This window comes from Herbaspirillum frisingense, assembly GCF_047325095.1.
Classification (GTDB): Bacteria; Pseudomonadota; Gammaproteobacteria; order Burkholderiales; family Burkholderiaceae_D; genus Herbaspirillum; species Herbaspirillum frisingense.
The window spans coordinates 626819-652433 of the sequence record NZ_CP168558.1 but is presented as its reverse complement, the minus strand read 5'-3'; the positions used below and the strand labels follow the sequence as shown (position 1 = coordinate 652433).

The window sequence follows — 25615 nt, the reverse complement described above, 5'->3', positions numbered from 1 at the left end:
AGGCATGGACGCACCTTCAGCAAAGAAAGGCCAGCAGTGAACGGATTGATGCAACGGGTGATTATAGTGAGTTTGACTTGGTTGTCCTGCTTTAACTTCTCCCTCCCCGCCCATGCGGCCGCTACCGGCGAGGGACAAAGCAGTATCCCGCCGCGCGGCGCGCTGTATCAGGTCTCCGATGGTCGCCATTCCCTGCTGCTGTTCGGCACCATCCACGTGGGTGCACCCGATTTCTATCCGCTGGAGCCGCGCCTGACCCGCTCCCTGTCTGCCGCCCCCGTGCTGGCGCTGGAACTGGACCCGGACAATGGCGCCGCGATGCAGAACGCCGTGCAGCGCTATGCCCTCTACCCTGACGGTCAGCGCATCCAGGACCACCTCTATCCCGCCCTGGCGCAGCGCACGATTGCCACGCTGGAACGTCTGGGCCTGCCGCTGCAGGCCGTGCAGCACATGCGTCCATGGATGCTGGCCATGGCCCTGACGGTGCAGGAATACGGGCGCCACGGTTACCGCACCGACCTGGCCGTGGACAGCCATCTGGCCAACGCCGTGCGCGCCCACGGTGGCGAGGTAGTCGAACTGGAGAGCGCGGACCGCCAGATGAGCCTCTTCAGCCAGCTTACCGAAGCACAACAGGCCGAATTCCTGGCCGATACCCTGCGGGAACTGGATGACGCCGCCCTGAGCCGCAAGCTCGACCTGCTGGTGACCGCCTGGCGTCACGCCGACAGCGCCGGCTTCGCCACCGCGCTCAAGGACATGCGGCAGGATGACAGCTTCGCCACCCGCTTTACGCTCAAGACCCTGCTCCAGCAACGCAATCCCGGGCTGGCCAAGGGCGTGGCCGACCTGCTGCGCCAGCATGACGGCGCCGTGGCGGCGATCGGCATCCTCCACCTGGTGGGACCGGACAGCGTGCCGTTCCTGCTGAAGCAAAAGGGATTGCAGGTCAAACAACTCTATTGATCTGTACCACGCCTTGACCGGCGGGCATAAAAAAATGGATGAGCATGCTCATCCATTTTTTGTGCTGCCGACTGCCCGAACGCAGTATCAGTGCGAGCGGATCATGGTCCCGAAGGCCTGCTCGGTCAGCACTTCCAGCAGCAGCGAGTGTTCGATGCGACCGTCGATGATGTGCACCGTGTTCACGCCCGACTTGGCCGCATCCAGGGCCGAGGAAATCTTGGGCAGCATGCCGCCGGAAATGGTGCCGTCGGCGAACATCTCGTCGATCTCGCGGGCCGACAGGTCGGTCAGCAGATTGCCGGCCTTGTCCTGGACACCGGCGATGTTGGTCATCATGATCAGCTTTTCGGCGTGCAGGATCTCGGCGATCTTGCCGGCCACCACGTCGGCATTGATGTTGTAGGCCTGGCCGTCGTCACCGAAACCGATGGGCGAGATGATGGGGATGAAGGCATCGTCCTGCAGCGCCTTGACCACCGCCGGGTTGATCGCCTCGATCTCGCCCACGTAGCCGATGTCCAGGAACTGGCCCGGATGCTCCTTGTCCGGCATCTGCATCTTGCGTGCGCGGATCAGGCCGCCGTCCTTGCCGGTCAGGCCCACCGCCTGGCCACCATAGTGATTGATCAGCATCACGATGTCCTGCTGCACTTCGCCGCCCAGCACCCATTCCACCACTTCCATGGTCTCTTCGTCGGTGATGCGCATGCCCTGCACGAAGGTCCCCTGCTTGCCGATCTTCTTGAGTGCCGCATCGATCTGCGGGCCGCCACCGTGGACCACCACCGGGTTCATGCCGACCAGCTTCAACAGGATCACGTCACGGGCGAAGCCGTGCTTGAGGCTTTCCTCGGTCATCGCATTGCCACCGTACTTGACCACGATGGTCTTGCCGTGGAATTTACGGATATACGGCAGCGCCTCGGCCAGGATTTCGGCTTTGATCTGGGGGGCTACGTTGGTCAGGTCGGTGGTCATGGCAATGTCCTGTCGATGCGATGAGGGATGGGTGACGGGTAAAGGTTAGGGACGGGATTTTACATGGAAAGCCGCCCGGCTTCGCAGCGCAACATGCGGCGTGTCCGATCCAGACAACGCCGCCGCCTTCAGGCGCTGCAGCCGCGGATTTCCTGGTCCGGGAAAGCGCTCTTGATGTTGTCCAGGGCGCTGCGCGCCTCCGGTGTCAGATCACGCAACTGGAAGACCTGCTTGCCGGCCCCGGAGCGGCGCGCAATGATGCGGGCGCTGCGCACCCCGCGCGAGATCAGCTGGCTGACATAGGCCTTGGCCGCCTCCTCGGTGCGGAAGATGCCCAGCGAAACGCCCGAGCGCAATGCCGGGTTGGGGAAACTGTCAGGAATGACGTAGAAGTCGCCGATGCCCAGGCGACGCAGCTCGGCGATGCGCCGGTCGGCTCCCTCTCGGCCATCCTGCGGGGGGATGTAGACCATGTGGCTGGTCACATCCTGGGTCAGCTTCTGGACCACCTTGTCACCCAGGTTGAGACTGGCAAGCTGGGCCGAGAAGCGACGGGCATCGGCAGCCGTGAAGTTGCCGACCTCGGTGCAGGAAGGGGTAACGGCAGCGACCTGAGGCGCCGTCGTGGCTGGGGTGGATGGGGTTGCTGAGGTGGCCGGCCCCGCCGGCGTCGCTTGCGCAGCGGCGGCAGGTTCACTTGCAGCAGGCGTGGCGGCGGCCGGGGCGGCGGCAGCGGATGCTGCGACGGACGCCCCCTCGGCGCTGGCAGGCGCGCCGGGCGCCGGCTGCGCCCGCAATTGGGAGGCCAGCTTCTCGCTATTGGCCGGCAGCACGCTCAACAGCTCGGGATGCAATTGCTCGGCCAGGCGCTGCGGCTCGCGTCGTTCGGTCGCGCTGGCACCGAAATAGCCACGCGGCAAGCCGAACAGGACCACGTTACCGACCAGCAATAGCCAAAAAAGCAGTTTCAGCTTCATCCGTGCCTTGTCTTTCCTTGTCTTTGCTTGCCTTGGTTGATCTGCCTGACTCGATGGACTGGCTTCAACGCCCATGGTTCATGGCCGTCTGCAGGCCGAGCAGGACCAGATTATCCACTTTTTCCAGCGCCGTATCGCCCAGCCGCAGGTAAGGCGCCAGCAGCACGCCGGCACCACCGGACAGCAGGCAGCGCACCCGCGCCTGGGGCCGCGCCAGCTGGCGCTGCACCAGCGCATGTTCGATCGCCCCGACCTGGGCGGCGATGCAACCGGAAACGATGGCGTCCACCGTATTGTCGGCAAACACCTTCTCGGGCGGTGCCGCGCCATCGATGCGTGGCAGTTGCGCGGTGTTCAGCGCCAGCGAGGTGGCCATGGTGCCGAAGCCGGGCAGGATCATGCCGCCCTCGAACACACCAGCGGCACTGAGCACGTCGATGGTCGTGGCCGTGCCACAGGTGACCACCAGCAATTCCTCGTCGGGAAATAGCGCGCGCGCGCCGATGGCGGCGGCGAAACGGTCACAACCGAGTTGGCCGGGATGCCGATAGCCGTTGCGCACGCCGGCACGCTCGGCGGTGGAGGCAAACCATTCGACGATGACGCGCGGCCCGAATGCCTCCTGCAAGACAGCCTGCAGGCTGTCCCGCAACGCCGGGCCGGCCACGTTGGAGACGCACACCTGCATTCCTGCAGCCGGCACCACCATGCCTGACCAGGCCTGCAACAGCGTGGCCACGTCGGCACGCTCGACCGCGCCCTGCTGCAGCCAGCCGCCCGTCACGGCCGTGTCAACGCTGGACAGGGCCCACTTGATACGGGTATTGCCGGCGTCGATCAGCAGCATCATCCGTCCTGCAGGCGCAACGACAGGTCACCGGCCAGCACCTCGACCTGGCCCAGCTCGGTATCCATCAGGAAGCGGCCCATCATGTCCACGCCAACGGCGGTCCCCTCATGGACCACGCGACCGTTGTCGACGATCTTGACGGCCTGTCCGGCGTAGGCGTGGAAGGCTTCCCAGCGCTTGACGAAGGCACCGAAGCCGCGCTGTTCGAACTCCTCCAGCACGCCGGCGAGGGCGCTGGCGATGATGGCCAGTACCGTCTCGCGGGGCGCCTTCTGCAATTCGGTCGCCGCCCCCACCGGACGCTGCAGCTCGTCGGCCAGGCCCACCGGCACGGCCAGGTTGATACCGATGCCGATCACCGCCCAGGTGGCGTCACCGCGCCCACCGTCGGAAGCGGTCTCGATGAGGATGCCGGCCAGCTTGGCGCCGTCGCGCAGCACGTCATTGGGCCATTTCAGCTGCGGGCGCACGCCGAACACTTCGAGCGCCTCGGCCAGCGCCACGCCGATGGCCAGCGGCAGACCCAGCAAAGCATGCGTAGGGCGCTGCAGGCGCCAGGCCAGCGAAAAGGTCAGCGAATCCTCGGGGGCCGCGCGCCAGGGACGGCCGGCGCGGCCGCGACCAGCGGTCTGGCGGTCCGCCACCAGCAACAGAGGGCGCTGCAGGCTGCTCAAACGCTGCATCAGGTCGACGTTGGTGGAACCGGTCTGGGCCACCGCCTCGACGTCGATGCGTTGCTGGCCATCGCGGTCGGAGCCGGCCAGCAACATGCCGATGCGCTCGGGACGCACCAGCGGCGCCGATTCCGATTCGGCGGGCATGGGAAAAGTCAGGGTCATAGCGCGCATTGTACCGGCAGACAGTGTCCACGCGGCGGGCCAGGGGCAGTAGGGACGGCAGGGGCGGCGGCCCGCGAAATCGGTTACCCTCTGGCGCATGCCAGCTCCAACCGATTCCGCCGCCAACAGCGAGGCCAACCGCACCCGCGCTCCTGCTGCGCCGACCGCGTCTTCCTTTGCGCGGGTCAGCCTGCTGGTCTATGCCGTGCTGATCGTCTACGCCAGCTGGTACCCCTTCAGCGGCTGGCGCGACATGGGCATCAAACCCTTCGACTACCTGGGCGCGCGGCTACCCTATTACTGGACCGCCTTCGACGTCTGGACCAATGTCGCCGGCTACGCGCCCCTGGGAGCGCTGCTGGTGCTGGCCATGTATCCGCGCATCCGGCCGTGGTGGGCCGTATGGCCGGCCATGCTGGGCGGGGCGCTGCTGTCGGCCTGCATGGAGGCGGTGCAGACCTACCTGCCGACCCGCGTGCCTTCCAACCTCGATCTCCTGACCAACTCCGCCGGGGCCGCACTGGGCGCCGTACTGGGAGCGCTCTGCAGTCGCTATTTCCTGCACGAGAGCCGCTTCCTGCTGGTACGGCGGCGCTGGTTCTCGGGTGAAGCCAGCCGCGGACTGGCGGTGGCGGGCCTGTGGCCGCTGGCGCTGATCTATCCCCAGAACCACCTGTTCGGCCTGGGTCATCTGGTGCCACCCTTGTCGGCCTTCTTTTCCGACCTGCTCGATACCCCCATCGACCTGGCCACCACCTGGCTCAACAGCGCCCAGCTCAGTGCCGAGCAGTACTGGCTGGCCGACGTCATCGTCACCGCCTGCGGCCTGACCGGGGCCGCCTTGCTGTTCCTGCTGCTGTTGCGCAGGCAGGCGCCACGACGGCGGCTGGTGGCGCTGTACCTGCTGGCCTGCATCGCCGCCAAGTCGCTAGCCTGCGCGCTATTCTTCGCGCCCCAGAATGCCTTCATCTGGATTTCGCCCAGCGCCGTGGGCGGGATCATGCTGGGCACCCTGATGATCGCCGGCCTGACCTGGGCGCCCCCCACGGCACAGCGACGCGTCGCCGCGCTGGCGCTGATCCTGAGCCTGGTGGTGACCAATGCCGTACCGGCCAACCCCTACTACCTCTCCACGCTGGAGACCTGGGTACAGGGCAAGTTCCTCAACTTCGACGGCGCCGCCCAGTTCCTGTCGGTCCTGTGGCCCTTCCTGGCGATCTGGTTCCTGTTCCACCCGGTGCACCGCAGGCAAGTCTGAGCGGGGTGTATCATTGACGCTTTGCCGGCCCGCGCCGGCAGCGTCGCCACTGTCCAGAGGTCTTCATCCATGAGCGATCAACCCTACTACGAACACCACGTCTTCTTCTGCCTGAACCAGCGCAAGCCGGGCGAGCGCACCTGCTGTGCCGACAAGGGCGCCCAGGCAGCCCAGGAACATGCCAAGAAACGCATCAAGCAACTGGGCCTGTCGGCACCCGGCAAGGTCCGCATCAACAAGGCCGGCTGCCTGGAGCGCTGCGAAGAAGGCCCGGTGGTGGTGATCTACCCGCAGGGTACCTGGTACACCTACGTCGATAACGAAGACATCGACGAGATCATCGACAGCCACATCGTCGGTGGCAAGGTAGTCGACCGCCTCAAGATCTAGCCTCTCCGCTCCCTCTGTTTAGCAATCTAGCAACATGAACGCACACACCCAGAATTTCATGATCGCAGGCGCCGTCGGCCAGCTAGAATGCGCACTCGACCTGCCTGACCCCGAACTCTTCGCCGCCCCGGTCGGCCTGGCCCTGGTGGCCCATCCCCACCCGCTCTATGGCGGAACCATGGACAACAAGGTCGCACAAACCCTGGCCCGCACCTTCCTGGCGCTGGGCTATGTGGCGGTACGCATGAATTTCCGTGGCGTGGGCAAGTCCGAGGGCGTGCACGACCATGGCGCCGGGGAGACCGACGACATGGCCCTGCTGCTGCAACACATGCGCAACCAGTATCCGGGCCTGCCGCTGGCGCTGGGCGGATTTTCCTTCGGTACCTTCGTCCAGGCCCAACTGCAGCAGCGCCTGCTGCAACAGGACGCGGGCTCGGCTGCCGAGCGCCTGGTGCTGGTCGGCACCGCCGCTGGCAAGTGGCCCATGCCACCGGCTCCGGCCAATACCATCCTGATCCACGGCGAGCAGGACGACACCATTCCCCTGACCGCCGTACTGGACTGGGCCCGCCCGCAGGAACTGCCGGTAGTCGTCATTCCGGGATCGGACCACTTTTTTCACCGCAAGCTGCAACATATCAAAAACGTCGTGGTCGAAAGCTGGCATCGCCGCCCGGCGCAGCTTCAGGCCTGAGCGTTTTTCACCGACGGCCCGAAGGCACGGCGGCGCTGTGAAGCACAGGGCGCCATGCCGGTTTCGTGAGGGGATTTTCGGGGTGAAGATCCATTCAATTGGGAACGAAGCCACATGACGTTTATAATTCAGTGCGTGCAGCCGGCCCGGTGTCCTCGGCGCCTTCGCCACGCTGCCACCTCAAACTGAGCCTGCCCTGCCTTACTCTCTTTTCAAACCAACAGCTACGATGTCCCCCCGTGCTGGCAATTTTTCTTAGGCACCGATGAAAAAGCTTCTCGCGGCGCTCGCCGCAACCGTCCTTTCCGTTTCCGCCCTTACCGCTTCCGCCCAGAGTCTGCCGCCGCCTACCGTGGCTGCCAAGAGCTGGCTGCTGCTGGATGCCTCGGCCAACCAGGTGATCGCCTCCGCCGATCCGGACACCCGCGTGGAGCCAGCCTCGCTGACCAAGCTGATGACCGCCTACCTGGCCTTTGCCGCCCTGCGCGACAAGCGCCTGAGCCTGGAACAGGAAGTCAGCGTCTCGGTCAACGCCTGGAAGGTCGACCCGAGCAGCTCCAAGATGTTCATCGAGCCCAACAAGCCGGTCTCCATCGACAACCTGCTGTACGGTCTGATCTCGGTCTCCGGCAATGATGCCGCCGTGGCCGTGGCCGAAGCGGTCTCCGGCACCGAAGACGCCTTCGTGCAGTTGATGAACCGCGAAGCCCAGCGCCAGGGCCTGACCAATACCCACTTCAGCAACCCGCACGGCCTGCCCAGCGCGGACACCTATACCACCGCGCGTGACCTCTCGATCCTGTGCCGCAACCTGATCAACGACTTCCCCGACTATTACAAGCGCTACTACTCGGTCAAGAAGTTCACCTACAACAACATCACCCAGCCCAACCGCAACCGCCTGCTGTGGCTGGACCCGACGGTGGACGGCATGAAGACCGGTCACACTTCCAGCGCCGGCTATTCGCTGATCACCTCGGCCCATCGCCCGGTGCCCAACGGCGAGCGCCGCCTGATCTCGGTGGTGATCGGTACCGTCTCCGACCAGGTCCGTACGCAGGAAAGCCAGAAGCTGCTGAACTGGGGCTTCCAGAACTTCGACGCCGTCAAGCTGTACGCCAAGGGCCAGCCGGTCGATACGCCTGACGTATGGAAAGGTTCGCAGGGCAAGATCAAGGTCGGCTTCAAGAACGATGTCTACATCACCATCCCCAAGGGCAGCGCCGACAAGGTCAAGACCAAGCTGGATCGCAACGATCCGCTGATCGCTCCGATCTCGGAAAACGCCAAGATCGGTACCCTGAAGGTGACCATCGATGACAAGACCGTGGCAGAACTGCCGGTAGTGGCCCTGGAATCGGTGGGTCCGGCCGGCTTCATCGGCCGTGCCTGGGATTCGCTGCGCCTGATGTTCAAGTAAGCAGGTCTTCCGGCCGCTTCGGCATCCAGCAAAACGCCATCGAGCAATCGATGGCGTTTTTTTATGCCTCCTGGGTAGGCATGCGATGCGTGAAATGCGTGAGATGCCGACTCCGATGCAGGCATCCCACAAACAAAAACGCCACCGGCATCGAACCGGTGGCGTTTTGTTCAGGACTGCGATGATGCTCAGGCAGCCACGGCTTCCTTGGTCACGGCCGGCGCGACATCGTCGGCCGAGGAGCGGATCAGGTGATCGAAGGCCGACAGGGCTGCAGTGGCGCCAGCACCCACGGCGATGACGATCTGCTTGAACGGCACGGTGGTCACGTCACCCGCTGCAAACACGCCGGGAATCGAAGTCTGGCCACGGGCATCGATCTCGATCTCGCCATGCTTGGACAGCGCCAGTGTTCCCTTCAGCCATTCGGTATTGGGCACCAGGCCGATCTGGACGAACACACCTTCCAGTTCCACGTGCTTGACCTCGCCGGTGTCACGCTCCTTGTAGCTGATGCCGTTGACGCGCTGGCCATCGCCGGTGATCTCGGTCGTCTGCGCCGAGGTCACGATGGTGACATTGGGCAGGCTCTTCAGCTTGCGCACCAGCACTGCATCGGCCTTCAGTTCAGCAGCGAACTCGATCAGGGTCACATGGGCGACGATACCGGCCAGGTCGATGGCCGCTTCCACGCCCGAGTTGCCACCGCCGATCACCGACACGCGCTTGCCCTTGAACAGCGGACCATCGCAGTGCGGGCAATAGGCCACGCCCTTGTTCTTGTATTCCTGCTCGCCCGGCACGTTCACATTGCGCCAGCGGGCGCCGGTGGACAGGATCACGGTCTTGCCCTTCAACACGCCGCCGTTGGCCAGCTTCACTTCGATCAGCTTGTCGCCCGGCACCAGGGCCTCGGCGCGTTGCACGTTCATGATGTCGACGTCATACGCCTTGACGTGCTGTTCCAGCGCGGTGGCAAATTGCGGGCCCTCGGTTTCCTTCACCGAGATGAAGTTTTCGATCGCCAGCGTATCGAGTACCTGGCCGCCGAAACGCTCAGCCACCACACCGGTGCGGATACCCTTGCGGGCGGCGTAGATTGCAGCAGCTGCACCAGCAGGACCACCGCCGACGATGAGCACGTCGTAGGCTTCCTTGGCGCTCAGTTCCTCACCCTTGCGGGCGGCGGCGCCGGTGTCCAGACGGGCGAGGATTTCTTCCACGCCGGTACGGCCCTGGCCGAACACTTCACCGTTCATGTACACGGTCGGCACGGCCATGATCTGGCGTTGCTCGACTTCACCCTGGAACAGCGCGCCATCGATGGTCACCGAGCGGATGCGCGGGTTGATGATGGACATCACGTTCAGGGCCTGCACGACTTCCGGGCAGTTCTGGCAGGTCAGCGAGACATAGGTCTCAAAGCTGTAGTCACCATCCAGGTTCTTGATCTGCTCGATGACCTTGTCGTCGAGCTTGATCGGGTGCCCGCCCACTTGCAGCAGGGCCAGCACCAGGGAGGTAAATTCGTGGCCCATCGGGATCGCGGCGAATTCGACGCTGATATCGGTCCCGGGGCGGTTCAGTGTGAACGACGGGGTACGTGCGTTCGCGCTGGAGTCGCGTTGCTCGACCAGCTTGATGCGGTCCGACAGCAGCACGATTTCCTGCAGGAGTTCCTGCATCTCACGGGACTTGGCGCCATCATCGAGCGACGCGACGATCTCGATCGGGTGGCTGACCTTTTCCAGATAGGCCTTCAATTGGGTCTTGAGATTGGCATCAAGCATGATGATTACTTCCTAGTTGGGAGATTCGAGTCTTCTGGAGCACGGCTTGGCCCTTGTGGGGATCCGCCGCTGGCCCAAAGGGGCCGCTCCAGACAGGTACTACAGGATAATTTCTAGCTGAATTTAATTGCCGGGTGGGCGTAGCGAGCGGCCCGGGGTCTGCGGGAGAAGCGCAACCGTACTTGAGTACGGTGAGCATCGCAGCGCAGAGATCGCGCCGCGCAGTAGCCCAATCGGAAATTAAATCTTGCCGACCAGATCCAGGGACGGCTTCAGGGTGGCAGCGCCTTCTTCCCACTTGGCGGGGCAGACTTCACCCGGGTGCGAGGCGACGTATTGTGCAGCCTTGACCTTGCGCAGCAGTTCCGAAGCGTCACGGCCGATGCCGTTGTCATGCACTTCCATGACCTTGATTTCGCCTTCCGGATTGATCACGAAGGTGCCGCGCAGTGCCAGGCCTTCTTCTTCGATCAGCACTTCGAAGTTGCGTGCCAGGGTAGCGGTCGGGTCGCCCACCAGCGGGTACTGGACCTTCTTGATGGCGTCGGAGGTGTCGTGCCATGCCTTGTGGGCGAAGTGGGTGTCGGTGGACACGCCATAGACTTCAACGCCCAGCTTCTTGAATTCAGCGTAGTTGTCGGCCAGATCTTCCAGTTCGGTCGGGCACACGAAGGTGAAGTCCGCCGGGTAGAACACGAACACGGACCACTTGCCCTTCAGGGTGGCTTCGGTGATGTCGACGAACTTGCCATCGTGGTAAGCAGTTGCCTTGAACGGTTTGATAGTGGTGTTGATCAGGGACATGTCGATTTCCTTTTAAGGGGGGTTGAGTGAAGCGATGGGTTGAATAGTAGAACGCCAAACAAAATAGATCAATTTTATTTAATCAATACTTTTGATTGGATTTATCTATCAGTCGTAGAGGCGAGGCTATCGGACTCGCCAGCGACCGGCAAACAGCCCGGGCACCCGGATCACATGGCGGCACGGCCTGCAGATGCAAGCGCGACGCGAGCCAAAATCCGATATCGATCGCTTAAGATGAAGCACTTTCGACGCTCCGGCCGACGTCTGACCGGGGAGCAGCGAAAGTGGGAGCAATGTTACTGCAAGCCTGCCGTTCTTGTGCAGCCGCACAAGCCGACCAATCCTGACGCCCTGCCCGAGATGAGTGATTCCCGACCGCAAGCCGGCCAACGCGCCGATTTTCCGCATTTCCACCCGATCCAGACGCGCTGGATGGATAACGACGTCTATGGTCACGTCAACAACGTCGTCTACTACAGCTGGTTCGATACCGCCGTGAACTACTACCTGGTGCAACAGGGCGTGCTGGATATCGAGCACGGGGAAGTCATCGGCCTGGTCATCGAAACCCATTGCAATTATTTTGCGTCAGTCGCCTTTCCGGATGCGATCGAGGTCGGCGTGCGGGTGGCACACATGGGTCGCAGCAGCGTGCGCTACGAACTGGGTATCTTCAAGGCCGGCGAAGAGCTGACGGCGGCACGCGGCCACTTCGTGCATGTCTATGTGGATCGCGCTACGCGGCGGCCGGTGGAATTGCCGGCCGCGCTGCGTCAGGCGCTGGCCGGCCTGATACAGAGCTGATCCGCGGCTGATCCGAGGCTGATCCGCAAAAGAAAACGCCTGCCGCATCGCTGCGGCAGGCGCCTCTCGTCTTCTCCGTGCCGGTCAGCTTAGGCTGCCAGCTTCTTCTCCAGCTTGTCCTTCACGCCCTGCAGTTCGGGCGGCAGCTTGTGCTTGAGCTTGTCGAACAGTTCCGCATGCAGCTCCAGTTCCTTCAGCCAGGCGGCCTTGTCGATGGAGGTGATGGTGGAGAACTGCTCGGCGCTGAAGTCCAGGCCTTCCCATTGCAGGTCATCGAAGCGCGGGGTGACGCCAAACAGGTGCTCGACACCGCCGGTCTTGACGCCTTGCGGGTCTTCGATGCGGTCCAGCATCCACTTCAGCACGCGCATGTTGTCGCCAAAGCCCGGCCAGACAAACTTGCCGTCGGCATCGGTACGGAACCAGTTGACGCAGTAGATCTTGGGCAGCTCGGCCGGGGAGGCGGCGATCTTCTTGCCGATGTCCAGCCAGTGCTGGAAATATTCGCTCATGTTGTAGCCGGCGAAGGGCAGCATGGCGAACGGGTCGCGACGCACCACGCCCTGCTGACCGACAGCCGCAGCGGTGGTTTCCGAACCCATGGTGGCGGCCATGTAGACGCCTTCGACCCAGTTGCGGGCTTCGGTCACCAGCGGCACGGTGGTGGAGCGGCGACCGCCGAAGATGAAGGCCGAGATCGGCACGCCGGCCGGATCATCCCAGGCCGGGTCGATCACCGGGTTCTGGGTGGCGGCGACGGTGAAGCGGGCGTTCGGGTGAGCCGCCTTGCGGCCGGTTTCCTTGCCGATTTCCGGCGTCCAGTCCTTGCCCTGCCAGTCGATCAGGTGGGCCGGGGCTTCCTTGGTCATGCCTTCCCACCAGACATCGCCGTCATCGGTCAGCGCCACGTTGGTGAAGATGGTATTGGCCGAGACAGAGGCCATGCAGTTGTAGTTGCTCTTCTCGTTGGTGCCCGGGGCCACGCCAAAGTAGCCGGCTTCCGGATTGATCGCATACAGGCGGCCATCGGCACCCGGCTTGATCCAGGCGATGTCGTCACCGATGGTAGTGACCTTCCAGCCGCCGAAGGCCTTGGGCGGGATCAGCATGGCGAAGTTGGTCTTGCCGCAGGCCGAGGGGAAGGCCGCTGCGACGTAATGCTTCTTGCCCTCCGGAGATTCCACGCCCAGGATCAGCATGTGCTCGGCCAGCCAGCCCTGGGCGCGGCCCATGGTGGAAGCGATGCGCAGCGCGAAGCACTTCTTGCCCAGCAGCGCGTTGCCACCGTAGCCGGAGCCGAAGGACCAGATTTCGCGGGTTTCCGGGTAGTGCACGATGTACTTGGTGGCATTGCACGGCCAGGGCACGTCCTTCTGCCCGGCGGCCAGCGGCGCGCCCACGGTGTGCACACAAGGCACGAACTCGCCATCGCTGCCCAGCACGTCGTACACCGCCTTGCCCATGCGGGTCATGATGCGCATGTTCACCGCCACATAGGGCGAATCCGACAGTTCCACGCCGATGTGGGCAATGGGCGAACCCAGCGGGCCCATCGAGAACGGCACGACGTACAGGGTACGGCCGGCCATGCAACCATCGAACAGGCCGTTCAGGGTCTGGCGCATCTCGGCCGGGTCGGTCCAGTTGTTGGTCGGGCCGGCGTCTTCCTTGTTCCTGGAGCAGATGAAGGTGCGGTCTTCCACGCGCGCCACGTCCGACGGATCGGAGCAGGCCAGGTAGCTGTTGGGACGCTTTTCGGCGTTCAGCTTCTTCATGGTACCGGCGGCGACCATCTCGCCGCACAGGCGGTCATATTCTTCCTGGGAGCCATCGCACCAGTAAATGCGAGCCGGCTTGGTCAGCGCGGCGATTTCTGCGACCCAGTTGATCAGTTTCTGGTGTTTGACGTAGGCGGGGGCGTTCACTGCGGGAATGCCTGCCATGAGGGGTTGGTTCATATGCTACCTCCAATGCCACTAAGTTGATGAATTCGGTTGGCACGGCAGGATCGTCGTTTCCAGGCGATGGGGTGTTCACATCAGGCTGCGAGACGGCGGTCTTGTCGATGGCGACCGCCTCGCCGAGGCCGGCCACCTTGCCCGTCACCGTGGACGGCGGCGGGTTTTGCTCACTCTTCGACAGTCGAGAATGCAAGAAAGTGGCAGCGATTGTACCCCGATAAAAAAGAATTTACGCAAATTTGTAGCGGAAAATACCCGACTTATGTAGTAGGTAATTACAAATCAAAAAAATTCTGTTTTTTCATTACTGTGGCGCATAACATCGATTTCGTTAAAAACCGCATGAAGACTGGATTTGCGAGGGATTGCGGGCGATTCATCATTCACGTTGTGAATATCTCGCGCAGAAATTCGACAAAAACTTTCACCTTGGCGGTTTCCCGACGTGTGGGCTGGTAGAGCGCGACGATATCGGGACCAGCCGCCTGCCATTCGGACAGCACCGGTAGCAGACTGCCCTCCTGCAAGGCCGGAGCAAGGGTCACCGACATCTGTTGGATGATGCCGCAACCGGCCTGGGCGGCCGCCACCATCGACTCGACGTGATCCATCATCACCAGGCCCCGGGGAATATGCGAGCTTTCCTTCCCCTCATGACTGAAGCGCCAGGGCCGGACCATGCGCGTACGCGGATTGAGAAAGCCCAGGCAGGCAAACTGGTCCAGTGCGTCGGGCGTTTCCGGCCAGCCGTATTGCTGCAGGAAGGCCGGCGCGGCGCAGCACAGGTAACGGGTCGCGGCCAGCTTGCGCGCCACCAGCCCCGAGTCGCCCAGCGCGCCGATGCGCACCAGCACGTCCACGCCTTCTTCCACCATGTCGACCATGCGGTCGCTGACGGTGATGCGCAGCTCCAGCTCCGGGTACTGGCGCAAGAAACGTGGCAGCGCGGGCGCCACATAGCGGCGGCTGATGACGCTGGGCAGGTCGACCCGCAGCACACCGGCCGGACGGGTATCGGAGGCACGCAAGCCGGCCCCCAGCTCGCCCATGTCCGCCAGCAGTCGCAGTGCCTGCTGGTGGCAGTGGCGGCCTTCTTCGGTGAGCGACATGCTGCGCGTAGTGCGGTTGAGCAACCGCACCTTGAAATGTGCCTCCAGGGCGGCGACGTGGGTGGTCACCGAGGAGGTCGACATCGACAGTTTCTCGGCCGCCCGACTGAACGCGCCAGCCTCGACCACGGTACAGAACACCTTGAGCATGTCCAGCCTGTCCATCTTTTTCTCCCCGGTTTGGTTGTCGTCATCCGTTAGCGAGATTCTAGGGCCTCACGACGCCGCGATTATCCGCAACCCCGCAATTCTGACTTCGGTCGCGCCCGGTTTTTCCGCTGGCCCGGGCTACCTAGACTGCGTGCATCGACCTCACCGCCACCTGGCGCATGGCGATATCCACCCGTCCACCCAGTCTCAAGGAAGCCATCATGACCCACGCCATCCCTGCCACCATGCAAGCCGCCGTCCTCACCCGCTTCGGCGCACCACTCGACATCACCGACATCGAAACGCCCAGCCTGCGTCCCGGCCAGGTGCTGGTACGCATCGCTGCCAGCGGCGTCAACCCGCTCGATACCAAGATCCAGGCCGGCAATGCCGCCCACGCCCAGACCCGCCTGCCGGCCATCCTCGGCATGGACATGGCCGGCGTGGTCGAATCCGTGGCGCCCGGTGAAACGCGATTTTCGCCCGGCGACGAAGTCTTCGGCATGAGCGGCGGCATCGGTGGCGTCCCCGGTTCGCTGGCGCAGTTCGCCGCCTTCGATGCCGATCTGCTGGCCCACAAGCCCCGCACGGTGTCCATGCGCGAAGCCGCCGCGCTGCCGCTGATGTTCATCACCGCCTGGGAAGGCCTGGTTGACCGCGCCCGCGTGCAGCCAGGGCAGAAGGTATTGATCCACGGCGGCGCTGGTGGCGTGGGCCACGTGGCCGTGCAGATCGCTGTCGCCCTGGGTGCCGAGGTCTATGCCACCGGCAGCGCCGACCAGAAGACCGTGATCGAGAGCCTGGGCGCCACCGCCATCGACTACCGCGCCCAGGAGGTGGAGCAGTACGTGCAGCAGTACACCGGCGGCGAGGGCTTCGATGTCATCTACGACACCGTCGGCGGCGCGACCCTGGATGCCTCGTTCGCGGCCGCCCGGCGTTACCTCGGTCATGTCGTCAGCTGCCTGGGCTGGGGCGTGCACAAGCTGGCGCCGCTGTCGTTCCGGGCGGCCAGCTATTCGGGCGTCTTCACCCTGCTGCCGCTGCTGACCGGGCAGGAGCGTGCGCGTCACGGCCGGATCATGGCCGAGGCCGCCCGCATGGTCGATGCCGGGCAGTTGCGCGTGCTCACCGATACGCATCGCTTTACACTGGAGCAGGTCAACCAGGCCCACGCGCTGGTCAGCGAAGCTCAGGCCCGGGGCAAGGTGGTCATCGATATCGCCCGCTAGGGTCAGCTCGTGCCGAATCCTGGCAATCGCTTTATGATGGACGCCCACGCCGGCCACCCACCTGGCCGGCGCAGCCCCGCAAGACTGCCACGGAGCCCCCCATGAAGATCGCCATCCTCGACGACTACCAGGATGTAGTACGCCACCTCGATTGCTTCAGCCTGCTCGACGGTCACGACGTCAAGGTATTCACCAATACCATCCGCGGCACCGGCCAGCTGGTGGCGCGCCTGTCACCCTTCGACGCCGTGGTGCTGATCCGCGAACGCACTGCCCTGACCCGACCCGTCCTGGAAAAGCTGCCCCTGCTCAAGCTGATCTCGCAGACCGGCAAGGTCAGTGGCCATGTCGACGTGGCTGCCGCCACCGAACGCGGCATCGCCATTGTGGAAGGCGTCGGCGACCCGACTGCGCCGGCCGAACTGACCTGGGCACTGATCATGGCGGCCATGCGCCGGGTGCCGCAGTATTGCAGCGCGCTGCGTGCCGGTGCCTGGCAGCAGGTCTCGCCCACCCCGCACCTGAACCTGCTGGGCACGGCACTCAAGGGCCGCACGCTGGGCATCTGGGGCTACGGCAAGATCGGTCGCATGGTGGCAGGCTATGGTCGCGCCTTCGGCATGCAGGTGCTGGTGTGGGGCCGCGAGGCCAGCCGCGAACAGGCAGTCAAGGATGGCTACCAGGCTGCTGCCAGCAAGGAAGCCTTCTTCGCCCAGGCCGATGTACTGAGCCTGCACCTGCGCCTGAACGACGCCACCCGCGGCATCGTCAAGGCGGCCGACCTGGCACTGATGAAGCCAACGGCCTGCTTCGTCAACACCAGCCGCGCCGAGCTGGTCGAGCCGGACGCGCTGGAAGCCGCACTGGCGGCAGGACGCCCCGGCCTGGCCGGGCTCGATGTCTTCGAGCGCGAACCCTTGCCGGTGGACTCCCCCCTGCTGAAGATGGATAACGTGGTGGCCACCCCGCACCTGGGGTATGTGGAAAAGGACGGCTACGAACTCTACTTCCGCGCCGCCTTCCGGAACATCGTGGACTATGCCGCCGGCACGCCCGCGAATGTGCTCAATCCTGAGGTTCTGGGGTGATGCGATGAATGGTGCGCACCGGCGGCTGATACGCCGACTGCGGCATCGGGCCGCCTGACTTCCACAGATGCCGCCATCCCGGCGGCCATGGCAGCGGTGGCCCCGCATACTCCGGGACATTGCGCCGCACCGGAATGACCGGCAGATGCTCCGGCATGCTGCCGTTGTAGTGCCAGCCCAGGCTGAACGCATAATCCGGCAACAAGGTGGCGCACACCAGCTCGAACCAGTTGGCGTGCTCCTGGTCCTCGCCCAGCGCCTGCGCCAGCCCGTGCGGATCGAACTGCGCCAGCAGGCGTGCCAGTTCCTGCGGCGAGGCCGAGGGCCCATCGCCCCAGCCCAGCACCGGATTGAAGTTGTAATCGGCGCCCGAACCATACCAGCCCTCCCGCCACGGCCGCTCGATCCAGTTGCGCGGGCCGCTGAACAGGTGCCAGCGCCAGTGCAGCCCGGACGGTTTGGGCCAGCTGTAGAGATAGAGCCGCTGATAACCGGCACGATGCAGTTCGCGCACCATCTCCATGAGCCGGGCATGCGGCATGCGGTCCGGCGGGGTGCGACGGAACAGGATGGGCGTGCCATCGGCGTGCTGCACTTCGTCGGAGGACAGGTTCAGATCCAGCGTACGCACTTCACTGCCGAAACGTGCAGAAATCCAGCCCGTCAACAGGTTGACGAGCACGATCACGCCATAGCCGCGATGGCGGTGGAAGATAACGGTGCCGGGTGCCAAAGGTTTCATATCCGAACCATTATAGATGTCCTTGCAGAATCGCATTGGCGACCAGGCCGCAACGCGTGCGCCACGGTCGCACCAGGCAGGAAACAGCCGCGGCTGCGTGTAAGATAGCGGCTGGCCCGTGCCGGAACTGCCGTTCCCCGCGCCATTGGAGCGTTCCTTGCTTGATCCCCGGAACACCCTTTTCTCGATTTCTCGATTTTTTGACCAGTTGGAAGATAGGAAGACCATGAGCCTGCGCATCATCGCCACCGGCGGCACCTTCGACAAGCACTATGACGAAATCGCAGGCCAGCTTGGCTTCGGCGAAAGCCACCTGCCGGACGTCATCGCCCGTGCCCGCATCACCACCGAAGTGTCCCTCGAAATCCTGAGCCTGCTCGATTCGCTGGAGATGCAGGATGGCGATCGCCAGCGCGTGCTGGCGGCCTGCCAGGCCTCGCAGCAACAGGCCATTGTCATCGTGCACGGCACCGATACCATGCAGCAGACCGCCCAGGTGCTGGGCCAGGCGCTGACCGACAAGACCGTGGTGCTGACCGGCGCCATGATCCCCTACGAGATCGCCAACTCCGATGCCCTGTTCAATTTCGGCTTCGCCTGCGGCGTGGCGCAAGTGCTGCCACCGGGTGTGTATGTGGCGATGAATGGACGCATCTTCGCCTGGAACAAGGTCGCCAAGAACCGCAGTGCCGGCGTCTTCGAGCCGATCTGAAATGGTACCGGCCGCCCTGCGCTAGCGGGGTTGCTGCTGCGCCCACTCCCGACAGAACGACAACAGCGCCGCCAGGCTGGGCGAAGCAGCCCGGTGCCGGCTGACGACCATGTAGAAATGGCGGCGCAAGGTCGGCAATGGGGTCTCCAGTTCGACCAGCTTGCCGGACTCGATCAGGTCCTCCACCACCGAGCGCGACAGGCAACTGATACCCAAACCCTCGGCGGTAGCGCGCTTGATGGCCTCAGAATTGCCGAATTCGAACGACGACGGCAAGTGATGCAGATAGGGAATCAAGGCATGCTCGACCGCCTCGCGCGTGCCTGAACCGGCCTCGCGCAAGAGCCAGTCGGCCTCGCGCAACATCTTCAGCGTGATCTTGCGCCCGCCCGTGACAATGGGATGCGCGGGCGCGGCCACCACGATCAGCTCGTCCATCATCCACGGTTCGACCTGCACGTCATCGGCGTGGCAGGGGCCTTCGATCAGGCCGGCATCGACCTCGAAATTGACCACCGCATCGACGATGTCGGCCGTATTGGCCACCAGCGCCCGTACCCGTGCACCGGTGTGATCCCGGCGATAGGCCGCGATCATGGCCGGCAACAGATAGCTGCCAATGGTGGTGGAGGCCCCCAGATGCAGCTCGCTGCCGGAGGCCGGGTCGTTGAACTGGCGCTCGATGGTATGGGCGGCGTCCAGCATGTGGCGTGCCTGCGGCAGCAGCTGCCGTCCGCTGTCGTTCAAGACCAGCCGCTTGCCGACACGGTCGAACAGCTGCACTCCCAGCAGACTCTCCAGCTCATTGAGTGAAGCGCTGGCCGCCGATTGCGACAAGGCGACCAGCCCGGCTGCGGCCGTGGTCGAACCCGACTGGGCCACGGCCAGGAAGATCTGCAATTGCCTGAGTGTGATCCGCATATTTTCCCCAATATCCACCAAGTGCATTCCCGGCGCCCGGGAGCCACCATCAATCTACCCATTTAACAGGTAGATATTAGCAAAACAACGCGTTTTTCTTTTACATCCAGCCCACGTACAGTGCACTCCATCAACCGAACTGATCTATCGAACACATCCTGTGTGGAGAGCATCATGCGTACCGCAACCCAAACTTCCCCCCTGCATCCCGCGCTGGCCGGCATCGTCCTCTCGGGCGCGGTGGCGTGGGTCGCCATGCGCCTGGGCGATATCGCCTGGCTGCAGAACCACGGCTTTTCGGCCCTGACGGTGGCCATCGTGCTGGGCATCATCCTGGGCAACACCGTCTATGCGCGCATGGGCGCCTACTGTGGCGAGGGCGTGCGCTTTTCCAAGCAGACGCTGCTGCGCGCCGGCATCATCCTGTACGGCTTTCGCCTGACCTTCCAGGACATCGCCCATGTCGGCATCTCCGGGGTGGTGATCGATGCGGCCATGCTGCTTTCCACCTTCGGCCTGGCCTGGCTGGTCGGTACCCGGGTGCTGAAGCTGGATCGCGATGCCGCGTTGCTGATCGGCGCCGGCAGCTCGATCTGTGGCGCGGCCGCGGTGATGGCAACCGAACCGGTACTGCGAGCACGCAGCGAAGAAGTCACCGTGGCGGTATCGACGGTGGTGATCTTCGGCTCGCTGGCCATCTTCCTCTATCCGCTGCTCTACACCTTGCAGGCCGAACCGGTCTGGGGCCTGCGCCTGCCGGACTTCGGCGTCTACATCGGCTCCACCGTCCATGAAGTGGCGCAAGTGCTGGCTGCAGCGCGCTCCATCGACCAGCATACGGCCGACGTGGCGGTGATCACCAAGATGGTCCGCGTGATGATGCTGGCGCCCTTCCTGCTGATGCTGTCGATGCGGGTCGCTCCGCGCAGCTCGGGTCAGCAACACCAACCGCACCAGTCGCACCAGCAGCGCAAGCTGTCCATTCCCTGGTTTGCCTTTGCCTTCATCGGCGTGGTGATCTTCAACTCCTTCTTCCCGCTGCCGGCCCAGGTCAACCAGGTGCTGCTGCAGATCGATACCCTGATGCTGGCCATGGCCATGGCCGCCCTGGGTCTGTCCACCCACCTCTCGGCCCTGCGCAGCGCCGGCATCAAGCCGATGATCCTGGGTGCCGTGCTGTTCGCCTGGCTGGTGATCGGCGGCGCACTGGTCAACGGCGCACTGGGACGCTTGCTGGCCTGAGTGTTGGCACCAGACTGAAAAAAAGCGCGGTCTCCCTGGGGAGCCGCGCTTTTCGCATGCGGAAATGACTGCCAGACAGGGGACGTCACTCAGTGCAAGCCGCCGCGCTGGGACAATTCACGGATGATGCGTATCGTATCGATATCGGCCTCCTGATAGGCCTGGCGCCGGAAATTGTCGTAGAAGGCTTCGGAACCATCGATATCGGCCGGCTTGCCATCGTCGTACTCGAAGCGCACGAACAGCACCTCGGCCTGCGGCTCCTCGATGGTCATGCTCATGCGCGAGGCCGGGATGTCACCCTGCGCCGGCACTTCGTAGAGCACCTGGATCTGCGGCAGGTAGCTCACCTTGTCGATGATCACCAGTTCGCCATAGCGCAACTCGCGATGCACGCCGTCCAGGCTCTTGCCGGACAGGCGGCACTCGTCCAGGTGCGGCATGAACAGGCGCGGCGACTCCGCCCGCAGGACCAGGCCATGCCACAGCTCGTCGCGGCTCAGGGTGTCGATCAACGGGTTGAGCGGATCGTTGATCTGGATGAGGTGATTGAATTTCATGTTTGCACTCGTTTAGTCTGGCCACGCTGGGTGAGCCCATGCGCGCATTGTCCCACAGGGCCGGCCCGCCGGTAGCGACCTGAAGCGGCCGGGCTGCAGGCGGACTGCTACAATGGCGCCTCTTTTCCACCCCCTGCCGCCGCCGATACCCTCCGTATGTCCGCCCCTTCTTTCGGCCTGAACAAGCCACAAAGCGAAGCCGTCCACTACATGGCCGGACCTTGCCTGGTGCTGGCCGGGGCCGGCTCGGGCAAGACCCGGGTGATCACGCAGAAGATCGCACACCTGATCGAGAACTGCGGTTACGAATCGCGCAACATCGCCGCGCTGACCTTCACCAACAAGGCTGCGCTGGAAATGCAGGAGCGTATCGCCAAGCTGTTGAAGGACCCGAAACAGGCCAAGCACCTCACGGTCTCGACCTTCCACTCGCTGGGGGTGAAGATACTGCGGCAGGAGTCCAAGCATCTGGGGCTGAAGGACCGCTTTTCAATCATGGACAGCGACGATTGTTTTTCCCTGGTGCAAGAACTGGCGGTGACCACCGACAAGGCCATCATCCGCGGCATCCAGAACGCCATCTCGCTGTGGAAGAACGGCCTGGTCGATCCGGCACTGGCCGAGAAGAACGCCCGTACCGAGGACGAGGCCCAGGCGGCCCGCATCTATCGCAGCTATGTCGCCACGCTCAAGGCCTACCAGGCAGTGGACTTCGACGACCTGATCCGCCTGCCGGTGGAACTGTTCCGCAGCAACGAGGAAGTACGCGACCGCTGGCAGCGCAAGCTGCGCTATCTGCTCATCGATGAATACCAGGACACCAACACCTGCCAGTACGAACTGGTCAAGCTGCTGGTCACCGGCGTGGGCAAGAAGCCCATGTTCACCGCCGTGGGCGACGACGACCAGGCCATCTATGCCTGGCGCGGCGCCACCATCGAAAACCTCAAACTGCTGGGTGTGGACTTCCCCAACCTGCACCTGATCAAGCTGGAACAGAACTACCGCTCCAGCACGCGCATCCTGCAGGCGGCCAATGCGGTCATTTCCAACAACCCAAAGCTGTTCGACAAGACCCTGTGGTCGGAACACGGTCTGGGCGATCCGATCAGCGTGATGGCCATGGATGACGAGGAAGCCGAGGCCGACCAGATCGCCATCACCCTCTCGGCGCACCGCTTCGAACGGCGCGCCAAGTTCGCCGACTACGCCATCCTGTACCGCGGCAACCACCAGGCCCGCATCCTGGAAAAATCGCTGCGGCGCGAACGCATTCCCTACGTCATGTCGGGCGGACAGAGCTACTTCGACCGCGCCGAGATCAAGGACATCATTGCGTACCTGCGCCTGATCGCCAACCAGGATGACGACCCCGCCTTCATCCGCGCCGTCACTACCCCGCGCCGGGGCGTCGGCCAGGCCACACTGGAAGTGCTGGGTACGCTGGCCGGGCAGTGGCAGTGCTCGCTGTTCGAGGCCGTCTACAAGGGCGGCCTGGAAGACAAGCTGACCGACCGCCAGCTGCTGCCGCTGCGCAAGTTCTGCGACTTCATCAACGCCCTGGAATCGCGTGCCACCCGCCCCGGCCCCTCCGGCAGCGGTGCCGAGGCCGGCCGCGTGCTGGACGACATGATGGAGGCCATCAACTACGAGTTCTACCTCTATGACAGCTTCGAGGAGCGCGCCGCCCAGGCACGCTGGCAGAACGTGGTGGACTTCATCAACTGGCTGAAGGAACGCGCCTGCGGCGGCCGCGATGGCGACGGCGAGGAAAAGAACCTGCTGGAGATCACCCAGATGGTGGCCCTGATGAGCATGCTCGAAGGCCGCGATGAAGAGCAGGATGCGGTGCGCATGTCGACCCTGCACGCCTCCAAGGGACTGGAGTTTCCGCACGTCTTCCTGGTGGGTGTGGAAGAAGGCATTCTGCCCCACAAGGGCGACCCCGATACCCCGCCCGAAGCCGCCGCCGCACGCGTGGAAGAAGAACGCCGGTTGATGTATGTCGGCATCACCCGCGCCCAGCGCTCGCTGCACCTGTCCTGGTGCAAGCGCCGCAAGCGCGCCAAGGAAGTGATCGAGTGCCAGATTTCGCGCTTCGTGAAGGAGATGCGGCTGGACGAAGGCGAGGCGGTGCCGCAGGAAAGTGAAAAGATCACGCCCCAGGCGCGGCTGGCCAATCTGAAGGCCTTGTTGCAGAAACCTCGTCCGACGCCGGAAGGAAGTTGAGCCTGGCCGCGCCAGAGTGTTCAAAACGTGGCAAAAATGTCGTCCACACGCACATATATTGTGCGATTTGCCCGGATTTGATGTGCAAGCGCCCGCCCCGGCCGTCTCGCGGTTTAAAATGCCGCCTGCTAAAAAATCCCCGAGTTTCACCGGAGCAACATCACCGGCTGTGCCATCCGCGCGTGCCGCCTTGCTCCGCCCAACCATTCCAGACAAGGAAATCCACAAGATGATCAAGATGTTCTCCCGCCACGCCCGCGCGCTGGCGCTGACCGCCGGCTTCGTCGGCATGCTGGGCCTGGCTGCCTGCGGCAAGCAGGAAGACAAGAGCGCCGCCGCCGCGCCGCAGGCCGCCCCGGCACGCGTGTACGTGGTCGGCGTGGAATCGGCCTATGCGCCCTTCTCCTCGGAAAACGAACAGAAGGAAGTGGTCGGCTTCGACATCGACATCATGAAGGCGCTGGCCAAGAAGATCGGCATCGAAGTCAAGTTCGTGCCGACCCCGTTCGAAGGCTTCTTCAACTTCCTGGCGCAGGGCGACCGTGACCTGCTGATCTCGGCCATCACCATCACCGACGAGCGCAAGAAGTCGGTGGCCTTCTCCGAGCCCTACTTCGTGGCCACCCAGACCATCGCCCTGCCGGCCGCTGATACCAAGGTCAGCAAGATGACCGACCTGAAGCCCCTGACCGTGGGCACCCAGAGCGCCACCTCCGGTGACGAACTGGTGCAGCAGGTGCTGGGCAAGAACAGCGCCAGGATCAAGCGCTTCGACTCGACCCCGCTGGCCCTGAAGGAACTGGAAAGCGGTGGCGTCGATGCGGTCGTGGCCGATGAGCCGGTGGTCAAGAACTACATCGCCAACAACCCCAACAGCAAGCTGCGCACCGTCACCGATCCGGATTTCCCCAAGGAAGACTACGGCATCGCCGTGCGCAAGGATGATCCGGAACTGCTGGCCAGGATCAACAAGGGCCTGGCCGAGATGAAGGCCGATGGCAGCTTCGCCGCCATCAGCGCACAATACTTCGGCAAGTAAGCAGACCGCTGCCAAGACAGGACGGCGGCGCCATGCCGCCGTCCTGCATTTTCGACACCCGATTTCTTCAATCACCGATCGAGTCCGACATGGATTTCCGCTGGAGCATCATCCAAGGCTATGCGCCGCTGTTCGCCAAGGGCGTTCTCATGACCTTGCAGGTGTCGCTGATCAGTATCCTGATCGGCACCGTGATCGGCTTGCTGGTGGGCATGCTGCGCCTGGCCGAGGTACAGCACGGCGCCTGGAAGTGGCCGCTCAGATGCCTGCGCTGGCTGTCCGGCTTCTATGTGGCCTTTTTCCGTGGCACGCCGTTGTTCGTGCAGATCATGCTGATCCACTTTGCAGTGATGCCCTTGCTGGTGCAGCAGGAACATGGCCTCCTGATCAGCGGTGAACTGGCCAGGACCATCAAGCAGGACTACGGCGCCTTCCTGTCGGGTACGGTGGCCTTGTCGCTCAATGCCGGGGCCTACATTTCGGAAATCTTCCGCGCCGGCATCCAGTCCATCGAGCGCGGCCAGTCCTATGCCGCCGCCAGCCTGGGCATGAACTACGGCCTGACGATGCGCTACGTGGTGCTGCCCCAGGCCTTTCGCCGCATGCTGCCTCCGCTGGGCAACGAAGCCATCACGCTGCTGAAGGATTCGTCCCTGGTCTCGGCCATCGGCCTGGCCGAACTGGCGTATGCGGCCCGTACCGTGGCCGGCACCTATGCCCGCTACTGGGAACCGTATATCACCATCTCGGTACTGTATTTCTCCATGACCATCTGCCTGGCGCTGGTCGTGTCGCGCCTGGAAAACAAGTACAGCGCACCGCATCGTCGTTGATCGCAGCTGACCACT

24 protein-coding genes are annotated in these 25615 nt (G+C 63.7%); 13 read left to right on the top strand and 11 right to left on the bottom strand.

The annotated features are described in order from the left end of the window. The first annotated feature begins 48 nt into the window (after positions 1 to 48). Positions 49 to 969, top strand: coding sequence for a TraB/GumN family protein (locus ACEOAC_RS03010; RefSeq protein ID WP_413444534.1), 921 nt, complete (start codon positions 49 to 51; stop codon positions 967 to 969). Positions 970 to 1056: 87 nt separating this feature from the next. On the opposite strand, the gene argB is transcribed toward ACEOAC_RS03010, so the two are convergent. From argB to ACEOAC_RS02990, 4 genes are all read right to left on the bottom strand, one after another. Beyond that, complete coding sequence (gene argB / locus ACEOAC_RS03005) at positions 1057 to 1950, bottom strand: acetylglutamate kinase (protein WP_006465160.1); 894 nt, start codon at positions 1948 to 1950, stop codon at positions 1057 to 1059. Between the two features lie 128 nt (positions 1951 to 2078). Then, a complete protein-coding gene (locus ACEOAC_RS03000; RefSeq protein WP_413628677.1) occupies positions 2079 to 2927 on the bottom strand; it encodes an SPOR domain-containing protein in 849 nt (282 codons plus the stop codon). A gap of 64 nt (positions 2928 to 2991) precedes the next feature. Next, positions 2992 to 3777: a type III pantothenate kinase gene (locus ACEOAC_RS02995; protein WP_234294799.1), complete on the bottom strand. Its 786-nt coding sequence runs from the start codon at positions 3775 to 3777 to the stop codon at positions 2992 to 2994. Then, on the bottom strand, positions 3774 to 4598 hold the full coding sequence (locus tag ACEOAC_RS02990; RefSeq protein ID WP_326491456.1) for a biotin--[acetyl-CoA-carboxylase] ligase: 825 nt from the start codon (positions 4596 to 4598) through the stop codon (positions 3774 to 3776). Before ACEOAC_RS02990 ends, ACEOAC_RS02995 begins: the two co-directional genes overlap by 4 nt. 115 nt (positions 4599 to 4713) lie before the next feature. Between ACEOAC_RS02990 and ACEOAC_RS02985 the strand changes: the two genes are divergently transcribed. The 4 genes from ACEOAC_RS02985 (at position 4714) to ACEOAC_RS02970 (ending at position 8381) form a co-directional block, all read left to right on the top strand. Further along, entirely contained in the window at positions 4714 to 5874 is a 1161-nt protein-coding gene (locus tag ACEOAC_RS02985) for a VanZ family protein (RefSeq protein ID WP_413443944.1), read from the top strand. Positions 5875 to 5943: 69 nt separating this feature from the next. Then, positions 5944 to 6264: a (2Fe-2S) ferredoxin domain-containing protein gene (locus ACEOAC_RS02980; protein ID WP_006461409.1), complete on the top strand. Its 321-nt coding sequence runs from the start codon at positions 5944 to 5946 to the stop codon at positions 6262 to 6264. 34 nt (positions 6265 to 6298) lie between these two features. Further along, positions 6299 to 6961: an alpha/beta hydrolase gene (locus ACEOAC_RS02975; RefSeq protein WP_413443945.1), complete on the top strand. Its 663-nt coding sequence runs from the start codon at positions 6299 to 6301 to the stop codon at positions 6959 to 6961. A 265-nt stretch (positions 6962 to 7226) separates the two neighbouring features. Further along, positions 7227 to 8381 carry a D-alanyl-D-alanine carboxypeptidase family protein gene (locus ACEOAC_RS02970; RefSeq protein ID WP_241811233.1) on the top strand — a complete coding sequence of 385 codons (1155 nt, stop codon included), beginning with the start codon at positions 7227 to 7229 and terminating at the stop codon, positions 8379 to 8381. 188 nt (positions 8382 to 8569) lie between these two features. Here the strand turns inward: ACEOAC_RS02970 and ahpF are convergent, their stop codons facing one another. Together ahpF and ahpC are read right to left on the bottom strand one after the other, a co-directional pair. Continuing rightward, the gene (gene ahpF, locus ACEOAC_RS02965) at positions 8570 to 10171 is read right to left on the bottom strand and encodes an alkyl hydroperoxide reductase subunit F (protein WP_006461406.1); all 1602 of its coding nucleotides are present in this window, start codon (positions 10169 to 10171) and stop codon (positions 8570 to 8572) included. Between the two features lie 240 nt (positions 10172 to 10411). Next, positions 10412 to 10975 (bottom strand): alkyl hydroperoxide reductase subunit C, encoded by a 564-nt coding sequence (gene ahpC / locus ACEOAC_RS02960; RefSeq protein ID WP_006461404.1) that lies wholly within the window; start codon positions 10973 to 10975, stop codon positions 10412 to 10414. 363 nt (positions 10976 to 11338) lie between these two features. Between ahpC and ACEOAC_RS02955 the strand changes: the two genes are divergently transcribed. Beyond that, positions 11339 to 11782: an acyl-CoA thioesterase gene (locus ACEOAC_RS02955; RefSeq protein WP_413443946.1), complete on the top strand. Its 444-nt coding sequence runs from the start codon at positions 11339 to 11341 to the stop codon at positions 11780 to 11782. 89 nt (positions 11783 to 11871) lie between these two features. Here ACEOAC_RS02955 and ACEOAC_RS02950 read toward each other — a convergent pair whose 3' ends face one another. Together ACEOAC_RS02950 and ACEOAC_RS02945 are read right to left on the bottom strand one after the other, a co-directional pair. Further along, entirely contained in the window at positions 11872 to 13740 is a 1869-nt protein-coding gene (locus ACEOAC_RS02950; RefSeq protein WP_234294803.1) for a phosphoenolpyruvate carboxykinase (GTP), read from the bottom strand. 386 nt (positions 13741 to 14126) lie between these two features. Then, positions 14127 to 15017: a LysR family transcriptional regulator gene (locus ACEOAC_RS02945; protein WP_413443947.1), complete on the bottom strand. Its 891-nt coding sequence runs from the start codon at positions 15015 to 15017 to the stop codon at positions 14127 to 14129. A 206-nt stretch (positions 15018 to 15223) separates the two neighbouring features. Between ACEOAC_RS02945 and ACEOAC_RS02940 the strand changes: the two genes are divergently transcribed. Both ACEOAC_RS02940 and ACEOAC_RS02935 read left to right on the top strand, forming a co-directional pair. Then, positions 15224 to 16234 carry a zinc-dependent alcohol dehydrogenase family protein gene (locus tag ACEOAC_RS02940; RefSeq protein ID WP_413443948.1) on the top strand — a complete coding sequence of 337 codons (1011 nt, stop codon included), beginning with the start codon at positions 15224 to 15226 and terminating at the stop codon, positions 16232 to 16234. Positions 16235 to 16335: 101 nt separating this feature from the next. Further along, positions 16336 to 17322 carry a D-2-hydroxyacid dehydrogenase family protein gene (locus ACEOAC_RS02935; RefSeq protein ID WP_006461393.1) on the top strand — a complete coding sequence of 329 codons (987 nt, stop codon included), beginning with the start codon at positions 16336 to 16338 and terminating at the stop codon, positions 17320 to 17322. Here the strand turns inward: ACEOAC_RS02935 and ACEOAC_RS02930 are convergent. Next, positions 17300 to 18064 (bottom strand): L-asparaginase, encoded by a 765-nt coding sequence (locus ACEOAC_RS02930; RefSeq protein ID WP_102662800.1) that lies wholly within the window; start codon positions 18062 to 18064, stop codon positions 17300 to 17302. The genes ACEOAC_RS02935 and ACEOAC_RS02930 overlap by 23 nt on opposite strands. 226 nt (positions 18065 to 18290) lie before the next feature. Between ACEOAC_RS02930 and ACEOAC_RS02925 the strand changes: the two genes are divergently transcribed. Then, positions 18291 to 18776 (top strand): asparaginase domain-containing protein, encoded by a 486-nt coding sequence (locus ACEOAC_RS02925; protein WP_241811236.1) that lies wholly within the window; start codon positions 18291 to 18293, stop codon positions 18774 to 18776. A gap of 21 nt (positions 18777 to 18797) precedes the next feature. Here ACEOAC_RS02925 and ACEOAC_RS02920 read toward each other — a convergent pair whose 3' ends face one another. Further along, positions 18798 to 19697, bottom strand: a complete 900-nt coding sequence (locus ACEOAC_RS02920; protein ID WP_234294807.1) for a LysR family transcriptional regulator — start codon at positions 19695 to 19697, stop codon at positions 18798 to 18800. Between the two features lie 174 nt (positions 19698 to 19871). Here ACEOAC_RS02920 and ACEOAC_RS02915 point away from each other — a divergent pair, with 174 nt between their 5' ends. Next, entirely contained in the window at positions 19872 to 20939 is a 1068-nt protein-coding gene (locus ACEOAC_RS02915; protein ID WP_241811237.1) for a YeiH family protein, read from the top strand. 89 nt (positions 20940 to 21028) lie between these two features. On the opposite strand, the gene ACEOAC_RS02910 is transcribed toward ACEOAC_RS02915, so the two are convergent. After that, complete coding sequence (locus ACEOAC_RS02910) at positions 21029 to 21499, bottom strand: SRPBCC family protein (protein ID WP_413443949.1); 471 nt, start codon at positions 21497 to 21499, stop codon at positions 21029 to 21031. Between the two features lie 156 nt (positions 21500 to 21655). Here ACEOAC_RS02910 and ACEOAC_RS02905 point away from each other — a divergent pair, with 156 nt between their 5' ends. The 3 genes from ACEOAC_RS02905 (at position 21656) to ACEOAC_RS02895 (ending at position 25600) form a co-directional block, all read left to right on the top strand. Beyond that, positions 21656 to 23728 carry a UvrD-helicase domain-containing protein gene (locus ACEOAC_RS02905; protein WP_413443950.1) on the top strand — a complete coding sequence of 691 codons (2073 nt, stop codon included), beginning with the start codon at positions 21656 to 21658 and terminating at the stop codon, positions 23726 to 23728. A 229-nt stretch (positions 23729 to 23957) separates the two neighbouring features. Further along, a complete protein-coding gene (locus ACEOAC_RS02900) occupies positions 23958 to 24767 on the top strand; it encodes a basic amino acid ABC transporter substrate-binding protein (RefSeq protein ID WP_413443951.1) in 810 nt (269 codons plus the stop codon). Positions 24768 to 24856: 89 nt separating this feature from the next. Next, positions 24857 to 25600, top strand: coding sequence for an amino acid ABC transporter permease (locus tag ACEOAC_RS02895; protein WP_006461384.1), 744 nt, complete (start codon positions 24857 to 24859; stop codon positions 25598 to 25600). Positions 25601 to 25615: the final 15 nt, after the last annotated feature.